The following is a 16,475-nucleotide window of genomic DNA, read 5'->3' as shown; positions in this document are numbered from 1 at the left end:
CAGGTCCCGGGTACGTACGCCTGATGCTCTCAGACCCGAGCCTGTCAGACGACAGGAGGGCGTCCCAGCTTCGTCAGGCGCCAGACCGTACGCCATTTCATCGGGCGGCGGGGTCCGCAGGGAGTCGACCAGCCTTCCTTGAAGCCGCCGAACCATGCCTTGAGGGCAGGGCCCGACGGGCGGCGGACCAGCGTGAGAAGCATCCAGATCCCGAGATAGACGGGGACCAGGGGCGCGGGCAGGTTGCGGCGGGCGAGCCAGACGCGGTTGCGGGCCACCATCCGGTGGTAGACCGCGTGCCGGGACGGGGCGGTCGTCGGGTGGTGGAGCACCATGTCCGCGCGGTAGTCGATCATCCAACCGGCGTCGAGGGCGCGCCAGGCCAGGTCGGTCTCCTCGTGGGCGTAGAAGAACTCGTCCGGGAGTCCGCCGACCTCGGCGATGACCTGCGTACGCACGGCATTGGCGCCACCGAGGAACGTCGTCACCCGCGAGGAGCGCATCGGGTCCGACGCGCGCAGCCTGGGGACGTGCCGGCGCTGGGTGACACCGGTGTCCGGGTCGGCGATCCGGAAGCTGATGATGCCCAGCTTCTGGTCGGCGGCGAAGGCCTGGCGGCACAGCTCGGCCGTGTCGTTGTTCGGCAGCAGACCGTCGTCGTCGAGGAAGAGCAGCACATCGACGTCGGCGCCGGACGGGCCGAACGCCTCGATGCCGACGTTGCGGCCGCCGGGGATGCCCAGGTTCTCGGGAAGCTCGACGATCCGTACGCCCGCGGGAACCTCCGGCACAGGTGCGCCCTGGCCGACCACGACGACCTCGATGCGGTCGCCGTCCTGCTTGGCGACCGAGTCCAGGAGAGCACGCAGCTCGTCGGGGCGGTTGCCCATGGTGATGATCACCGCGCCGACCTTCAGCGGCGTACTCACTTGAGCCTGCTGGAGGCGAGGATGGACACGAGGTGGAGCACCGACTGCAGCAGCGCGATGCCGGCCAGCACGGCGACACCGAGCCGGGAGAAGAACAGGTCGTCCCGCACCGTGTCGAGGATCGCCAGGACCAGGATCAGCAGGGTCGCCTCGATGCCCATGACCAGCCGGTGGAACTTCAGCGCACCGGCGGCCTTGCGGGCCAGTGCCATGCCGGAGGTACGCGGTTCGGACGCCGTCTCCTTGACCGGAGGCATGCCCTGCTGGTGACGGGCGACGCCGACGAGGTCGGTCTCCGACTTGATCATGATGGCACCGAGGGCGGCGAGGGTACCGAGGAAGGCCCACAGCCAGTCGATCCGCCCCGAACCCCAGATGTCGGAGGCGCGCAGCCCGAAGCCGACCAGGACCGCCGCGTCCAGCACATAGGCCGCGACACGGTCCACATAGACGCCGACCATCGAGTACTGCTTCTTCCAGCGCGCGATCTCGCCGTCGACGCAGTCGAGCAGCAGATAGAGCTGGGCCATCACCACGCCGAGCACGGCACCCCAGATGCCGGGCACCAGGAGTGCCGGGGCGGCGAGGGCGGCGGCGAGGGTCATCACGTAGGTCACCTGGTTGGGCGTGATCCGCGTGTTCACCAGGTGCCGGTCGACGCGCAGGGAGACCTCGCGCATGTAGAAGCGGCCTCCCCAGTGCTCGCCGCTCCGCCGGTCCTTGACGCCCGGAGGGTGCACGACCGGGCGGAGTTCAGCTACCGATGGCTTTTGCATAGTCGGCGTAAGCGTCCTTGATCTGGTCTGCGGACAGGTTGAGGTGCTCCAGGATCGTGAAGCGTCCCGGGCGGGTCTGCGGTGCGTAGACGACGGCCTGGACGAACTCGTCCACGCTGAAGCCGATCTCCGCGGGCAGTACGGGCAGGCCGTGCCGGCGCAGTACGTCGGCGAAGAGGCCCGACTGTTCCGTGGCCCCGCGCAGATGCATCGCGAAGGCCGCGCCCAGGCCGCATTGCTCGCCGTGGCTGGCCGCGCGCTGGGGGAAGAGGAGGTCGAAGGCGTGGCTGATCTCGTGGCAGGCGCCGGAAGCGGGGCGTGTGTCGCCGCTGATCGACATGGCGATACCCGTGAGGACGAGGCCTTCGGTGAGGACCGTGAGGAACTCGTCGTCGTCGACCGTGCCGGGGTGGCGCAGGACGGCTTCGCCGGCGGTACGGGCCATGGCGGCGGCCAGTCCGTCGACCGCCTCGCCGGTGATCTCCCGCGAGAGCTCCCAGTCGGCGATCGACGAGATGTTGGAGATCGCGTCACCGATACCGGAGCGGATGAAACGGGCCGGCGCCTCACGGATCACGTCGAGATCGACGACCATCGCGATGGGCATGGGGACCCCGTAGGAGCCGCGCCCGTTGTCGTTGTCCAGGGTGGACACCGGCGAGCAGAGGCCGTCGTGCGACAGATTCGTCGCGACGGCCACCATCGGCAGGCCCACCCGGGCGGCCGCGTATTTCGCCACGTCGATGATCTTGCCGCCGCCGAGGCCGACCACGGCGTCGTACCGCTTGCCCTTGATGTCGTCGGCGAGCTTCACGGCCGCGTCGATCGTGCCGCCCGCCACCGAGTACCAGTCGGCGCCCGGCAGGACCGGCGAGAGCCTCTCGCGCAGGGCCTGGCCTGAGCCGGCGCTGATCGCGAAGGCCAGCTTGCCGGAGGCGGAGATGCGCTGGTCGGCCAGGAGGCCGGCCAGGTCGTCCAGGGCGCCGCGGGTGATGTCGACGACGACCGGGGACGGGATGAGACGGGTCAGTACAGGCACGCGATCTCACGGCCCTTCGCGAGGTCTTCGTGGTTGTCGATCTCGACCCACTTGAGGTCGCCGATGGGGGCCACGTCGATCCGGAAGCCGCGGTTGACCAGCTCCTGGTAGCCGTCCTCGTAGTAGAGGTCGGGGTCCCGCTCGAAGGTGGTCTTCAGGGCGTCGGCGAGCTCCTCGGCGGCCTCGGGCTCGATGAGGGTGACGCCGATGTACTCGCCGGTGGCGGTGGCCGGGTCCATCAGCTTGGTGATGCGCCGGACGCCCTCCTCACCGTCGGTGATGACCTTCATCTCCTCGTCGGCGAGGTGCTTCACCGTGTCGAGGGCGAGGATGATCTTCTGGCCCTGGCCGCGGGCGGCGAGCAGGGTCTGCTCGACGGAGACCGGGTGGACGGTGTCGCCGTTGGCGAGGATGACGCCCTGCTTCAAGACCTCACGTGCGCACCAGAGGGAGTAGGCGTTGTTCCACTCCTCGGCCTTGTCGTTGTCGATGAGGGTCAGCGTGACGCCGTACTTCTCCTCGAACTCCGCCTTGCGGGCGTATACGGCTTCCTTGCGGTAGCCGACGACGATCGCGACCTCGGTGAGTCCGACCTCGGCGAAGTTGCCCAGGGTCAGGTCGAGCACCGTCGTCTCGCCGTCGACGGGGACCAGCGCCTTGGGGAGCGTGTCGGTGTAGGGGCGCAGACGCCTTCCGGCGCCGGCCGCCAGTACGAGGCCGATCATGCTGCTTCTCCTTCGTCATGTACGGCGGGCGCACCGCGTTTGTGGGCGGTCACCCAGAAGTGGATGCTCTCCGCGAGCACCACAAGAGCCACGACCACGGCGAACACCGTGAGCGCGAGCGTGAAGTCTGTGTTGTCTGTCGCCAGTGCGGCGGCGAGTACGGCCACCAGCAGGATCCGGCCCTCCTGGCCGCCGACCGTGCGCACGAGCCACTGAGGGGGCGCACCGGTGCCGCCCTTGATGCGGTAGACCGTGTCGTAATGATGGTAGGCGACCGCGGCCACCAGGCCGAAAGCCGCGGGCAGGGCTCCGTCGATGCCGGAGCGGGCCGCGAGGGCCAGGACAGTGATGTATTCCGCCGCCCGGAAGACCGGGGGGACGAGCCAGTCGAGCGCACCCTTGAGGTTCCGCGCCACGGCTATCCCGGAGAGGACTGCGTAGAAGACCGCGGCGACGATCATCTGGGTGCTGCCGAAGGGCTGGGTGAGCGCGGCGCTGATCAGTGCCACTGCTCCGACCACGGCGACGACGGGGGCGGCGAAAGCGCCCTGGATCCGGGGTGCGTGGGCCGCCACGAGCTGGGCGATCGGGCCGCTGTCGGCGAGGTCGGCCAGGGCCTGGGCGGCGCGGTCGGTGCGGGTGGCCCGACGGGTGAGCGAGCGCAGGACGCGTCCCGCGGTGGTGTAGCAGGCGGCCAGGGCGCAGCCGACCAGCAGGGCGTAGAAGACGATCCGCGGGGTGGTGACCGCGGTCAGTACCGCGATCATTGCCCACCGCTCGCCGATCGGCAGGACTATCATCCGGCGCACCCAGACCGTCCAGCCGACGCTGTCGAGCTTGTCGGAGAGGGCGGCGGTGGGGCTGGCCAGCGACAATTTACCGAGCGCGGTGGCGTCGTGGTTCGCCTCGTTGAAGGAGAAGTCCACGACGTGCCGGCAGGTCTGCAGGACCATCGCGCCGAGCGCGAGCGCCCATACGTCGTCGCCGGAGCGGGCCGCGCCGAGCGCGAGCCCCGCGTAATAGGCGTACTCCTTGGCCCGGTCGAAGGTGGCGTCCAGCCAGGCGCCGAGCGTCGAGTACTGCAGCGAGTAGCGGGCGAGCTGCCCGTCCGTGCAGTCCAGGACGAAGGAGAAGAGCAGCAGGAGCCCTGCGGCGATGTAGCCGCCGCGGGTGCCGGTCGCCGCGCAGCCGGCCGCGATCAGCGCGGTGATCAGCGAGGCGGTGGTGACCTGGTTCGGGGTGAGGCCCCGGCGGGCGCACCAGCGCGCGATGTATCGGGAGTACGGGCTGATGCAGTACGTGGTGAAGAACCCGTCCCGGGCCTTCACCGCGCTGCGCAGCCGTACGGCTTCGTCGTCGACGGCTGCGACGGCGGCCCGCGCCTCGTGCCGGGACTGCGGGTCGCCGGGGACAGCGGCGACGAGCGAGCCCAGTTCGGGCCGCTGCACGGGGACGCCTTCGGCGTCGAGGGCCAGGGCGAGGACGTCGGGGAGGGCGGCGGTGTCCTGGCCTGCCGCCGTACGGCCCTGGACCGGCGCCGATGACACGGGGGCGTCCGCCGAGGCCAGAGCCCTCGTCAGCGCCGCGCGCGCCTCGGGCTTGGCCGTGAGGGCGCCGGGAACCGCTGCCACCGGGAAGCGGGGATCGGTGAGGGCCAGGCGCAGGGCGTGCAGATGTCCCACGAAGCGCGGGTCGACGACGGCGACCCGCTCACCCGTGGGCGCTGCCGCGAGAAGCGCGGCCGCGTCCTGGTCGCCGGAGGCGGTACGGACGTCGAAACCCAGCGACCGCAGATCGCCTTCGAGCGGCGACCCGGGTACCGGAGCACCGGTGAGGATTGCGGTCGACAGACGGACTCACTCCTTGGAAAGGACATGGCTGGTGGCCTGCGCCTTGGCCCACAGGGGACCGGGCGGCATGTCGGCAGAGGCTATCGGATGAACTCAAGCGGAAGTTCATCGCCTGTTTACGCCCTGCTTGGGCCGGGCAACCCTGTCGGTTGCCCATGACGATCATCGTCGATCAAGGGCTTACCCCACAAACCGCAGCCGCACAGGGCCTAGGGTGACGGGCATGACGTGGCTGATCACAGGTGGTGCGGGGTACATCGGGGCGCATGTGGCGCGAGCAATGCTGGAGGCCGGTGAGCAGGTCGTTGTCCTGGACGATCTCTCCAGCGGTGTGCCCGAGCGGCTTCCCGCGGGGACGGAACTGGTCCGCGGTTCGGTCCTCGACCGAGAGGTGCTCGACCGTACGCTCGCCGGTCACGGCATCACGGGTGTGGTGCATCTCGCGGGCAAGAAGCAGGTCGGGGAGTCCGTGCAGCGGCCACTGCACTACTACCGGGAGAATGTGTACGGCCTGACCGTGCTCCTCGAAGCCGTCGCTGCCGCCGGGGTGGAGCGGTTCCTCTTCTCGTCGTCGGCCGCCGTCTACGGAGTGCCCGACGTCGAGCTGATCACCGAGTCGACCCCCTGTGCACCGATCAGTCCGTACGGGGAGACCAAGCTCGCCGGAGAGTGGCTGGTCCGGGCGGCCGGCCGGGCCCATGGGATCTCCACCGCCTGTCTGCGCTATTTCAATGTGGCGGGCGCCGGACGTCCCGAGCTGGCCGACACCGGGGTCTTCAACGTCGTCCCGATGTTCTTCGACCGGCTCACCCGCGGTGAGGCCCCGCGGATCTTCGGGGACGACTACCCGACCCCCGACGGCACCTGCATCCGTGACTACATCCATGTCTCGGACCTCGCCGACGCCCATCTGGCCGTGGCCCGCAAGCTCACCGGCCAGACGGAGAACGGGGACCTGACGGTGAACATCGGCCGGGGCGAGGGCGTCTCGGTGCGTGAGCTCGCCGATCTGGTGGCCGATGTGACCGGGGACAAGACACCGGTGCAGGTCGAGCCGCGCCGCCCCGGGGACGCGGCGAAGGCCGTCTCGTCGGCGGATCTGATCTCCAAGGAGCTGAGCTGGACGGCCACGCGCTCGATGCGCGACATGGTCGAATCCGCTTGGGAGGGCTGGTGCCACCATCACCCCGAGGCGCTCCGAAGCTGATCGCTCCGACGCTCTGACCTGCAGTCATTTCCGCAGGTCAGAGCAGATGACAACGGTGTTCGATCCCGTGTTGCCGGATACCCCCCGCCCGTAGTTCACTGGGCTCACGGACCGATCCACCGCAGCGGAAGGCGGCCTGCATGGGGGCTGGGCACGACCACGGGCATACGCACCAGGGGGCTCCGCCGACCGGTACCGCGGCCGCCGCCTACAAGGGGCGGCTGCGGATCGCGCTCTGCATCACCCTGACCGTGATGGTCGTCGAGATCGTCGGCGGTCTGATCGCCGATTCACTGGCCCTGATCGCCGACGCCACCCATATGGCGACGGACGCGCTGGGACTCGCGATGGCACTCCTGGCGATCCATTTCGCCAACCGCCCGCCGACCGGGAACCGCACCTTCGGTTACGCACGGGCCGAGATCCTCGCCGCCCTGGCGAACTGTCTGCTGCTGCTCGGCGTCGGCGGTTACGTCCTCTACGAGGCCGTCCAGCGGTTCGTCACGCCGGCCGATACCCGGGGCGGTCCGACGATCGTCTTCGGTCTGATCGGTCTGATCGCGAACATGATCTCCCTCTCCCTTCTCGTACGCGGCCAGAAGGACAGCATCAATGTCCGCGGCGCGTATCTGGAGGTCCTCGCCGACGCACTCGGCTCGGTCGCCGTCCTCGTCTCGGCCGGAATCATCCTGGCCACCGGGTGGCAGGCCGCCGACCCCATCGCCTCGATCGTGATCGGCCTGATGATCGTCCCGCGCACGGTGAAGCTGCTGCGGGAGACGCTCAATGTGCTCCTGGAGGCCGCCCCCAAGGGGGTCGACATGGCGGAGGTCCGGGCCCATCTGCTCGCGCTGCCCGGCGTGGACGACGTACACGATCTGCATGCCTGGACCATCACCTCGGGGATGCCGGTCCTCTCCGCGCATGTGGTGGTCAGTCCGGGGGTCCTGGACTCGCTGGGGAACGAGAAGATGCTCCACGCCCTGCAGGACTGCCTCGGTGACCACTTCGATGTCGAGCACTGCACTTTTCAGCTGGAACCCGGTGGTCACGCGGAGCACGAGGCCGGGTTCTGCCACTGACGGAAACGATGAGTACCGGTTGTTAACACGGTCTGCAGCTATGAGCCCCGCATTTGGGGTATCCCCTCTCTGACAGCGAGGAGGCAGCCATGCGCCAGGTGAGGATCCACAAGCCCGTGGGGAAGCGAGAGGTCCTCCGGCCGGAGCGCGAGCCGGAGGAGAGCCCGGGCGAACGGCCCGAGGTGCGCAGCGATATCCGGCGGACGTGGTGGCCCGCCGAGTGCTAACCTCCGGGCGGTCTTCGACGTGAAGAAGGAGCTGAGGTTGATGACGGTCACCGAGATCACTGCGGTGCGCAGTGCCCGACCCTGCCTCAGCCATCTCTCACCCAAGGATTCCCACGTTGTCCGAGAACGACATCAACAACATCACCGACGTCACTGACGCTTTTTTCTCCCTGCACCACGGACTCCCCCGTCAGGGCCCCGGCTCCGACGGGACGACCCGCGCCCTCCTCGCCCTCACGGGTCGGCTGCCCAAGCGTCCGCGCGTGCTCGATCTGGGCTGCGGCCCCGGCCGGTCCGCCCTGCTGCTCGCCGCCGAGACCGGCGCCGAGGTCACCGCGGTCGACACCCATCAGCCGTTCCTCGACGAGCTGCGGCAGTCCGCCGCGGCCCGCGGGCTCGGCGGATCGGTCCGTACGGTCAACGGGAGCATGAGTGAACTCCCTTACGCCGACGGGTCGTTCGACCTCGTCTGGGCCGAGAGTTCCGCGTACATCATCGGTTTCGACACCGCGCTGAGCAGCTGGAAGCGGCTGCTGGCGCCCGGCGGTGCGCTCGTCCTCACCGAGTGCGTGTGGACCACCGACGCCCCGTCCGCCGAGTGCCGCGCCTTCTGGGACGCGGCCGAGTGCCCGTTGCGTACGGCGGAGGCGAACGCAACGGCGGCCGTCGCCGGCGGGTACGACGTCCTCGGTACGTACGTCCAGCCCGAGAGCGACTGGGACGAGTACTACATCCCGCTCGCCCGGCGGCTTGACGCGACCGAACCGGACGGTCCCGCGATGGCACAGGCCCTCGCGGGCACCCGCGAGGAGCTGGCCATGCGCCGTGCACACGGTGCGGAGTACGGTTATGCGGGCTTCGCACTGAGGCCGGTCTCATTCGGCGTCTGATGGTCTGTCACTGCCCCCGTCGCATGGCGCGTCGGGGGCAGTGCCATTTGTGCGGCAGACTGAAGAGCAGATGAGGCGGCCCGGAGCGAAGGACGGTTATGACGGACGGCGCAGCAGAAGCGATCATGCTGGAACTGGTCGATGAGACCGGCCAGACCATCGGGACCGCGGAGAAGCTTTCCGCGCATCAGGCGCCAGGTCGGCTGCACCGCGCGTTCTCCGTTTTCCTTTTCGACGATTCGGGACGGCTGCTGATCCAGCAGCGCGCGCTCGGCAAATACCACTCCCCCGGCGTGTGGTCGAACACCTGCTGCGGACACCCGTACCCGGGTGAGTCGCCGTTCGCCGCGGCCGCCCGCCGTACGTACGAGGAGCTGGGTGTCTCGCCCACGCTGCTCGCGGAGGCGGGCACGGTCCGCTACAACCACCCGGACCCCGCCTCGGGCCTGGTGGAGCAGGAGTTCAACCATCTCTTCGTCGGGCTGGTGCAGGCGGCCGTGGAACCGGACCCCGAGGAGGTCGGCGCCACCGCGTTCGTCACCGCGGGGGAACTGGCCGAGCGGCACGCCGCGGCCCCGTTCTCCGCCTGGTTCATGACGGTGCTCGATGCCGCACGGCCCGCGGTCAAGGAGCTCACAGGGGAGACCGGGGGCTGGTGACACCCGGGGGCGCGAGCGGCAGTGCGGCCCACACGACCTTGCCGCCGCTCGCGGTCTGCTCCACGTCGCACTCCCCGCCGGCCTCGACGGTGATTTCCCGTACGAGCAGAAGGCCGCGGCCTCCGGTGGTGGCGTAGTCCCGCTCCAGGGCCTTGGGCCGGTAGGGGTGGTTGTCCTCGACGGACACGCGGATCCACTCGGCGCCGATGGCCACCTCGACGGCGACCTCCGGGGAGAGCAGGGCCGCGTGCCGTACCGCGTTGGTCACCAGCTCGGAGACGATCAGCAACAGGCCCTGCACGGTGTCGTCGTGGACGGGCACGCCCTGACGGTTGAGCAGATCCCGTACCGCGTGCCGGGCCTGTGGGACGGAGACATCGACCGCGGGAGCGGTGAACCGCCAGACGCCTTCGTACGGGAGGGGCTGGACCGGTGCCGGTTCCGGCGGGCCGATGCTCCCGCGGCTCTCCATATTCCGGCTCCCACTGTCGCGCTCGATTGTGACCACACACCGAGTGTTGGGAATGGGATGGTCCGTACCGGGCCACTGAACAGAAGTCAGCGCCTATCGACGGAATATGACCGAGTACGTAACTCGACGTCAGCTCTTCGACTGATCCTGATCTTCTTCTTGCGTGGATGAAACCGTACTTTCCCGTTCGGTTGCCATCTGGTCCGAGACCAAGGTCACGATCCGCCTGCCGCCAACTCCGATCGCAATCAGTCCGAGTCCGTCGAAGAGCAGCGCGAGAGAGAAGAAACAGCCCAGGACGTACATGCTGCTGTGCGGCCAGTCGAAGAGCACCAGCACACCCAGGAGTACGCCGAAAGCGCCCTGCAGCAGGGTCCAGCCGAACTGCGGGCCCCGGACGACCACACTGCCCACGAGCCGGAAGGCACCACCGGTCAGGAAGAGCAGGGCGGCGAACATGGTGAACGTCTCGGCGGTGCCCTCGGGATGGCGGATGACGACGATGCCCGCGGCGAGGTTCAGCGAGGCGACGATGACGCCGAGCCAGAAGAAGTTCGAGTCGCGGGACTGGATCGACTGCAGCAGGCCGACGATCCCGCCGATGAGCAGCAGCCAACCGAAGAGGAGCATCGAGGTGAGGGTCGCGACGCCGGTGTAGACCAGGCCGAGGAGTCCGGAGAGGACCAGGATCACGCCGAGGAACGCGAGCCAGCCGAAGCTGCGGCTCAGTTTCCGGCCCTCACGGGCGGCTTTCGGCGGCAGGGACGGAGTGGGGGTGGGAGCGGGGTCGGCCATGAGCGACTCCTTGTCGTGTTCGCTTCGCGGCCCCCTTGTTGATCATAGGTTCGCAGTGCCCGGATAGCATCCGGCGCATGGAGCCGCAGCTGGAGCACACCGTCACCGACGGCATTGCCACCATCGTCATCAGTCACCCGGCCAAGCGCAATGCCATGACCGCGGCCATGTGGGAGGCGCTGCCCGTCCTGCTGGAAGATCTCGCGGGCGATACGGCCGTACGGGCGCTGGTGCTGACCGGGGCCGGGGACACCTTCTGCGCGGGCGCGGACATCTCGACGCTGCGGGAGCCCGGGGAGCGGCCGCAGGGTCTTGCCGTACGCGCCGAGAACGCCCTCGCGGCCTTTCCGAAGCCGACGCTGGCCGCCGTGCGCGGGTACTGCGTGGGCGGAGGGTGCCAGCTGGCCGTCGCCTGCGATCTGCGGTTCGCGGAGGAGGGCGCGTCCTTCGGGGTGACGCCGTCGAAGCTCGGGATCGTCTATCCGGCGTCGTCCACGCAGCGGCTGGCCGCTCTGGTGGGGCCTGCCGCGGCCAAGTACCTGCTGTTCTCGGGCGAGCTCATCGGCACCGAGCGGGCGCTGCGGACCGGTCTTGCCGACGAGGTGCTGCCCGCGGGCGAACTGGACAAGCGGGTGGCCGAGTTCGCCCGGGTGCTCGTCTCGCGGTCGCAGCTGACGCAGGCCGCGGCGAAGGAGTTCACGGCGGGGCGTGACGACCGGGCGGTGTACTGGAGCGAGCAGGCGCGCGGCAGCGGCGACACCGCGGAGGGGGTCGCCGCCTTCCTGGAGCGGCGGGAACCGCGCTTCACCTGGGCCTCGGGAGCCTCCGGAGTTACCGGAGTTACCGGAGGATGAAGCGGTTGTTGGTGCGGAACTCCTCGACGAGGTGGGCCGGGGCCTTCTGGGGCGAACCCGCGTCGTAGGGCGGCTGGGGGTCGTACTCGGTCAGCAGCTGGACGGCCTGGGCGTGTTCGTCACCGGCGACCTTGCCGACCAGGGTCAGGCCCATGTCGATGCCCGCGGAGACTCCCGCCGCGGTGATGACCTTGCCATCGATGACGACGCGTTCGCCGGTCGCCTCGGCTCCGAACGCGGCGAGGCCGCCGAGCGCGAGCCAGTGCGAGGTGGCCCGGCGGCCCTTGAGCAGGCCTGCGGCGGCCAGCAGGAGCGAGCCGGAGCAGACGGAGGTCGTCCAGGTGCTGCTGGCGTCGGCCGTGCGCAGCCAGGACAGGAGCGTCTCGTTGTCCATCTGGCCGGACTGTCCTGGGCCGCCGGGGACGACGATGATGTCGGGCCGCCGGACCTCGTCGAGGGTCTTGTCCGCGACCAGGGCGAGGCTGCCGGTGTCGTTGCGTACCGGGCCCCTCTGCTCGGCCACGAAGACCGTCTCGGCGCCGGGGGTGCGGCAGAGCATCTCGTACGGACCGACGGCATCGAGGGCGGTGAAGCGGTCGTAGAGGACGATGGCGATCTGCATGGTGCTGGTCTCCTTCAGCTGGCGGGTACGTGGAAACGGCGGCGGTACTCGGCGGGTCCGGTGCCCAGGGTCTTGATGAAGGCGCGGCGCATGGCTTCCGGGGTGCCGTAGCCGCAGGTGCGGGAGATCTCGGTGAGCCCCTGGGTGGTGTCCTCGATCAGCCGGCGGGCGGCTTCGATGCGTACGCGCTCGACATAGCGGCCCGGGGTCGTCCCGGTCTCGGACTGGAAGGCGCGGGCGAAGTGGCGCGGCGAGAGACGGGCCCGGTCCGCGAGGACGTCGACCGACAGGTCGTCGTCGGGGTGCTCGGTGATCCACTGCTGGACCTCCCGCAGCGGTTCGCGGTGAGCGGTCTGGGCGGCGAGCTGGGCGCTGAACTGGGCCTGGTTTCCCGGCCGCCGGAGAAAGACCACGAGGTGGCGGGCGATGGTGAGAGCCGCGTCCCTGCCCAGGTCCTCCTCGACCAGCGCGAGCGCCAGGTCGATGCCCGCGGTGACTCCGGCGGAGGTGGCGATCTTCCCGTCGCGTACGAAGATCGGATCGGGGTCGACCCGGACAGCCGGGTACTTCCGGGCGAGCAGCTCGCAGGTCGCCCAGTGGGTGGTCGCGCGGTGGCCGTCGAGGAGGCCCGCCTCGGCGAGGAGCAGGGCGCCGGTGCAGACGGAGACGATGCGCTCCGCGTGCGGGGCGTTCTCCCGCAGCCACTCGATCAGGCGCGGGTCGGGGGCGCGGGTGCCGCTGCCGCCGGGGACGATCAGGGTGTGGGGCGTGGCGGCGTCGGCCAGGCGTCCGTCGGGGACGAGGGTGAGGCCGCTCGACGTACGGACGGGAGCGCCGTCGACGGAGGCGGTGCGGAGGGGGTACGCATCGCCGCCGATCCTGCCCGCGCCGGCGAAGACCTCCACCGGGCCGGTCACATCGAGGCTCTGCAGGTCGTCGAAGAGGACGACGAGCACGGGTCGCTGCTGCGTCATGGGTTCCATCGTTGGCGATGGCAGGGAAGGCCGCAATGACGAATAACCCACCCTTTCTGCCATTGCGGCCCGGGGGTTCTCTCCGTACCGACCAGTCGGTAACATTCTGGTCATGACTTCGCTCCCGCCGCGTGCCGGCCGTCGCTGCCACAACGCCGTCAATCCGCTCCACTCGACGGTCTACTTCTCGCCCGACCTGGCGAAGGAGCTGGCCGGGGTGGGGATCGCCGATCCGAACGCCGCCTACTTCGCCTCGCGCGGGGCGGCGATGGGGGCCGTGGGGGCCGGAACGATCACCGCCACGTTCTACAACTTCAACCATGAGCTCGTCGCCCGCCATGTACCCGGGGTGTGGCAGTCCGCCACGCCCGACGAGGTGCTCCAGGCGCGGCTGCGGGCGGTCGACTCCACCCTGCGACGGCTGCTCGGCGAGGACGCCGTCGGCTCGCCGGAGATGGTGGAGGCGGCCGGTCTCGCGCTGCGCGCCACCGAGGCCTGCACCCGGCACTCCCGGCCGCTGTACGCCGCCCATGCGGACCTCCCGGTGCCCACCGAGCCGCATCTCGCGTACTGGCACGCGGCGACGCTGCTGCGCGAGCACCGCGGGGACGCACATCTGACGGCGCTCCTGGCCGCCGGCCTCGACCCGCTGGAGGCGCTGGTCAGCCACACCGCGACCGGCAAGGGCACGGCGCTCCGCTGGGTTCTGGCCACCCGCGGCTGGACACGGACCGAGTGGGACGCGGCCGTGGAGCGGCTGCGTACGCGCGGACTGCTGGACGCCGACGGCAAGTTGACGGAGGCGGGGACACAGCTGCGCCGGGACCTGGAGACGGAGACCGACCGGCTGGACGCGGCGCCGTACGAGCACCTGGGCGCGGAGGGTGTCGCGCGGCTCACGGAACTGGCAGGCGGGTTCCTGATGACCGCGTTCGCCGCCGGGGCCTTCCCCGGAGATCTGATCGGCTGACCCGCAGGGCGTGATCACGGTCTGTCGGTGCCGCCTGCCACAATGCTGATTCAGGCTCAGCGAGAAGGCGGTACCGGATCGTGACCACGACCACCCCAGGATCCATCGAAGGCAGGATCGCGGACGAACTCGGCGTTCGCGAGCGACAGGTCAGGGCCGCGGTCGAGCTGCTCGACGGCGGTTCGACCGTGCCGTTCATCGCGCGCTACCGCAAGGAAGCGACCGAGATGCTCGACGATGCGCAACTGCGCACGCTCGAGGAGCGGCTGCGCTATCTCCGTGAGCTGGAGGAACGCCGGGCGACGATCCTCGATTCGGTACGGGAGCAGGGCAAGCTGGACGACGCCCTGGAGGCGCAGATCCGGGGCGCGGAGACCAAGGCGCGGCTCGAGGACATCTATCTGCCGTTCAAGCCGAAGCGGCGGACGAAGGCGCAGATCGCGCGCGAGGCGGGCCTGGAGCCGCTGGCCGAGGGCCTGCTCGCGGATCCGTCCGTGGACCCGCTCACGGCCGCCGCGGCGTTCGTCGATGCCGACCGGGGTGTCGCGGACGCGGCCGCCGCGCTGGACGGCGCTCGCTCCATCCTCACCGAGCGGTTCGGTGAGGACGCCGACCTCATCGGCGAGCTGCGCGAACGCATGTGGACGCGCGGGCGGCTGGCGGCGAAGGTGCGCTCGGGCAAGGAGGAGGCGGGCGCGAAATTCGCCGACTACTTCGACTTCACCGAGCCCTTCACCGCGCTTCCCTCGCACCGGGTGCTGGCCATGCTGCGGGGCGAGAAGGAGGACGTGCTCGATCTGGTCCTCGAGCCGGAGGAGCCTTCGGAGACGCCGGGGCCTTCGGCGTACGAGCGGATGATCTCGCGGCAGTTCGGGGTCGCGGACCGCGGGCGCCCCGGGGACAAGTGGCTGGGCGACACGGTCCGCTGGGCCTGGCGGACCCGGATTCTCGTGCATCTGGGGATCGACCTCCGGCTGCGGCTCCGTACCGCCGCCGAGGACGAGGCGGTGCGGGTCTTCGCCTCCAATCTGCGTGATCTGCTGCTGGCCGCACCCGCCGGGACGCGGGCGACGCTGGGGCTCGACCCCGGGTTCCGTACGGGCGTCAAGGTCGCCGTGGTGGACTCGACCGGGAAGGTCGTCGCCACGGACGTCATCCATCCGCATGTGCCCGCGAACCGGTGGGACGAGTCGCTGGCCAAGCTGGAGCGGCTCGCCAAGGAGCACTCGGTCGATCTGATCGCCATCGGGAACGGGACCGCCTCGCGCGAGACCGACAAGCTCGCCGGTGAACTGTGCGAGAAGCACCCCGAGTTGAAGCTGACGAAGGTGATGGTGTCGGAGGCCGGGGCGTCTGTTTATTCGGCTTCCGCCTTTGCTTCGCAGGAGCTTCCGGACATGGACGTGTCGCTGCGCGGGGCCGTCTCCATCGCGCGGCGGCTGCAGGATCCGCTGGCCGAGCTCGTGAAGATCGATCCGAAGTCGATCGGGGTCGGTCAGTACCAGCACGATCTGTCGGAAGTGAAGCTGTCGCGGTCGCTGGACACGGTCGTCGAGGACTGTGTGAACGGTGTGGGTGTCGACGTCAACACCGCTTCCGCGCCGCTGCTCTCGCGGGTGTCGGGGATCAGCTCGGGGCTCGCCGAGAACATCGTGGCCCACCGCGATGCGAACGGTCCCTTCCAGTCGCGGAAGGGGCTCAAGAATGTGGCACGGCTGGGCCCGAAGGCGTACGAGCAGTGCGCGGGCTTCCTGCGGATCCGGGGCGGGGACGACCCGCTGGACGCGTCGAGTGTGCACCCGGAGGCATATCCGGTCGTACGGACGATGGTGAAGGCCGCGGGGAACGACGTCGGGTCGCTGATCGGCAACACGGAGGCGCTGCGGTCGTTGCGGGCCGAGGATTTCGTGAACGACGTGTTCGGGCTGCCGACCGTCACCGACATCCTGCGGGAGCTGGAGAAGCCGGGGCGCGACCCGCGGCCGGCGTTCAAGACGGCGACCTTCAAGGAGGGCGTCGAGAAGCTCGGGGATCTCGCCGCCGGGATGATTCTTGAGGGGGTTGTCACCAATGTGGCGGCCTTCGGGGCGTTCGTGGACATCGGCGTGCATCAGGACGGGCTGGTGCATGTGTCGGCGCTGTCGAAGACGTTCGTGAAGGACCCGCGGGATGTCGTCAAGCCGGGTGACGTCGTGCGGGTGAAGGTGATGGACGTCGACATCCCGCGGAAGCGGATCTCGTTGACGCTTCGGCTGGACGACGAGGCGCAGGGCGGGGGCGGGGCGGCGGGTGCTGGCTCACCTGGCTCACCTGGTGCTTCTGGTGCTTCTGGTGCTCAGCGCAGGGAACGCGGTCAGGGTGGGCGTCCGCCGCAACAGCGGCAGGGACAAGGGCAGGGGCAGGC

Annotated in this window: 15 protein-coding genes and 1 pseudogene; 7 read left to right on the top strand and 9 right to left on the bottom strand. The window is 69.7% G+C overall.

The window, feature by feature from the left end; translation table 11 throughout:
• Nucleotides 1-44: 44 nt before the first annotated feature.
• Genes J0695_RS06865 through J0695_RS06845 form a run of 5 tightly spaced genes read right to left on the bottom strand, consistent with a single transcriptional unit; the run spans nt 45 to nt 5,319 of the window.
• Nucleotides 45-929: a glycosyltransferase family 2 protein gene (locus J0695_RS06865; protein WP_206960943.1), complete on the bottom strand. Its 885-nt coding sequence runs from the start codon at nt 927-929 to the stop codon at nt 45-47.
• Complete coding sequence (locus J0695_RS06860) at nt 926-1,705, bottom strand: CDP-alcohol phosphatidyltransferase family protein (RefSeq protein ID WP_206960942.1); 780 nt, start codon at nt 1,703-1,705, stop codon at nt 926-928. The genes J0695_RS06865 and J0695_RS06860 overlap by 4 nt, the downstream gene beginning before the upstream one ends.
• The gene (locus tag J0695_RS06855) at nt 1,683-2,744 is read right to left on the bottom strand and encodes an iron-containing alcohol dehydrogenase family protein (RefSeq protein ID WP_206960941.1); all 1,062 of its coding nucleotides are present in this window, start codon (nt 2,742-2,744) and stop codon (nt 1,683-1,685) included. The genes J0695_RS06860 and J0695_RS06855 overlap by 23 nt, the downstream gene beginning before the upstream one ends.
• Nucleotides 2,732-3,469 carry a phosphocholine cytidylyltransferase family protein gene (locus J0695_RS06850; RefSeq protein WP_206960940.1) on the bottom strand — a complete coding sequence of 246 codons (738 nt, stop codon included), beginning with the start codon at nt 3,467-3,469 and terminating at the stop codon, nt 2,732-2,734. Before J0695_RS06850 ends, J0695_RS06855 begins: the two co-directional genes overlap by 13 nt.
• Nucleotides 3,466-5,319, bottom strand: a complete 1,854-nt coding sequence (locus tag J0695_RS06845) for a DUF5941 domain-containing protein (RefSeq protein ID WP_206960968.1) — start codon at nt 5,317-5,319, stop codon at nt 3,466-3,468. Before J0695_RS06845 ends, J0695_RS06850 begins: the two co-directional genes overlap by 4 nt.
• A gap of 223 nt (nt 5,320-5,542) precedes the next feature.
• Between J0695_RS06845 and galE the strand changes: the two genes are divergently transcribed.
• From galE to idi, 4 genes and pseudogenes are all read left to right on the top strand, one after another.
• Nucleotides 5,543-6,526: a UDP-glucose 4-epimerase GalE gene (gene galE, locus J0695_RS06840; protein WP_206960939.1), complete on the top strand. Its 984-nt coding sequence runs from the start codon at nt 5,543-5,545 to the stop codon at nt 6,524-6,526.
• Between the two features lie 140 nt (nt 6,527-6,666).
• A complete protein-coding gene (locus J0695_RS06835) occupies nt 6,667-7,608 on the top strand; it encodes a cation diffusion facilitator family transporter (RefSeq protein WP_206960938.1) in 942 nt (313 codons plus the stop codon).
• A 358-nt stretch (nt 7,609-7,966) separates the two neighbouring features.
• A pseudogene (locus J0695_RS06830) lies at nt 7,967-8,707 on the top strand (class I SAM-dependent methyltransferase); the annotation flags it as partial.
• Nucleotides 8,708-8,823: 116 nt separating this feature from the next.
• On the top strand, nt 8,824-9,384 hold the full coding sequence (gene idi, locus J0695_RS06825) for an isopentenyl-diphosphate Delta-isomerase (protein ID WP_206960937.1): 561 nt from the start codon (nt 8,824-8,826) through the stop codon (nt 9,382-9,384).
• Here idi and J0695_RS06820 read toward each other — a convergent pair.
• Together J0695_RS06820 and J0695_RS06815 are read right to left on the bottom strand one after the other, a co-directional pair.
• On the bottom strand, nt 9,359-9,856 hold the full coding sequence (locus J0695_RS06820) for an ATP-binding protein (protein WP_206960936.1): 498 nt from the start codon (nt 9,854-9,856) through the stop codon (nt 9,359-9,361). The genes idi and J0695_RS06820 overlap by 26 nt on opposite strands.
• A 129-nt stretch (nt 9,857-9,985) precedes the next feature.
• Complete coding sequence (locus J0695_RS06815) at nt 9,986-10,651, bottom strand: HdeD family acid-resistance protein (protein WP_206960935.1); 666 nt, start codon at nt 10,649-10,651, stop codon at nt 9,986-9,988.
• Nucleotides 10,652-10,728: 77 nt separating this feature from the next.
• Here J0695_RS06815 and J0695_RS06810 point away from each other — a divergent pair, with 77 nt between their 5' ends.
• Nucleotides 10,729-11,505 (top strand): enoyl-CoA hydratase/isomerase family protein, encoded by a 777-nt coding sequence (locus J0695_RS06810; RefSeq protein WP_206960934.1) that lies wholly within the window; start codon nt 10,729-10,731, stop codon nt 11,503-11,505.
• On the opposite strand, the gene J0695_RS06805 is transcribed toward J0695_RS06810, so the two are convergent.
• Together J0695_RS06805 and J0695_RS06800 are read right to left on the bottom strand one after the other, a co-directional pair.
• Nucleotides 11,492-12,127: a DJ-1/PfpI family protein gene (locus J0695_RS06805; protein WP_206960933.1), complete on the bottom strand. Its 636-nt coding sequence runs from the start codon at nt 12,125-12,127 to the stop codon at nt 11,492-11,494. The two genes, J0695_RS06810 and J0695_RS06805, sit on opposite strands and share 14 nt — an antisense overlap.
• Nucleotides 12,128-12,141: 14 nt before the next feature.
• Entirely contained in the window at nt 12,142-13,101 is a 960-nt protein-coding gene (locus J0695_RS06800) for a GlxA family transcriptional regulator (RefSeq protein WP_206960932.1), read from the bottom strand.
• A 112-nt stretch (nt 13,102-13,213) separates the two neighbouring features.
• On the opposite strand from J0695_RS06800, the gene J0695_RS06795 reads away from it, so the two are divergent.
• Together J0695_RS06795 and J0695_RS06790 are read left to right on the top strand one after the other, a co-directional pair.
• On the top strand, nt 13,214-14,071 hold the full coding sequence (locus tag J0695_RS06795; protein WP_206960931.1) for an SCO6745 family protein: 858 nt from the start codon (nt 13,214-13,216) through the stop codon (nt 14,069-14,071).
• A gap of 80 nt (nt 14,072-14,151) precedes the next feature.
• Nucleotides 14,152-16,475, top strand: a 2,324-nt coding sequence (locus J0695_RS06790) for a Tex family protein (RefSeq protein ID WP_307798461.1), incomplete at its 3' end; no start/stop codon positions are given.

The sequence above is a fragment of the Streptomyces beijiangensis genome (genome assembly GCF_017315755.1).
GTDB classification, from domain to species: domain Bacteria; phylum Actinomycetota; class Actinomycetes; order Streptomycetales; family Streptomycetaceae; genus Streptomyces; species Streptomyces beijiangensis.
Note: the sequence above shows the minus strand (reverse complement) of the source record. Positions and strands in the feature narration are given on the sequence as shown.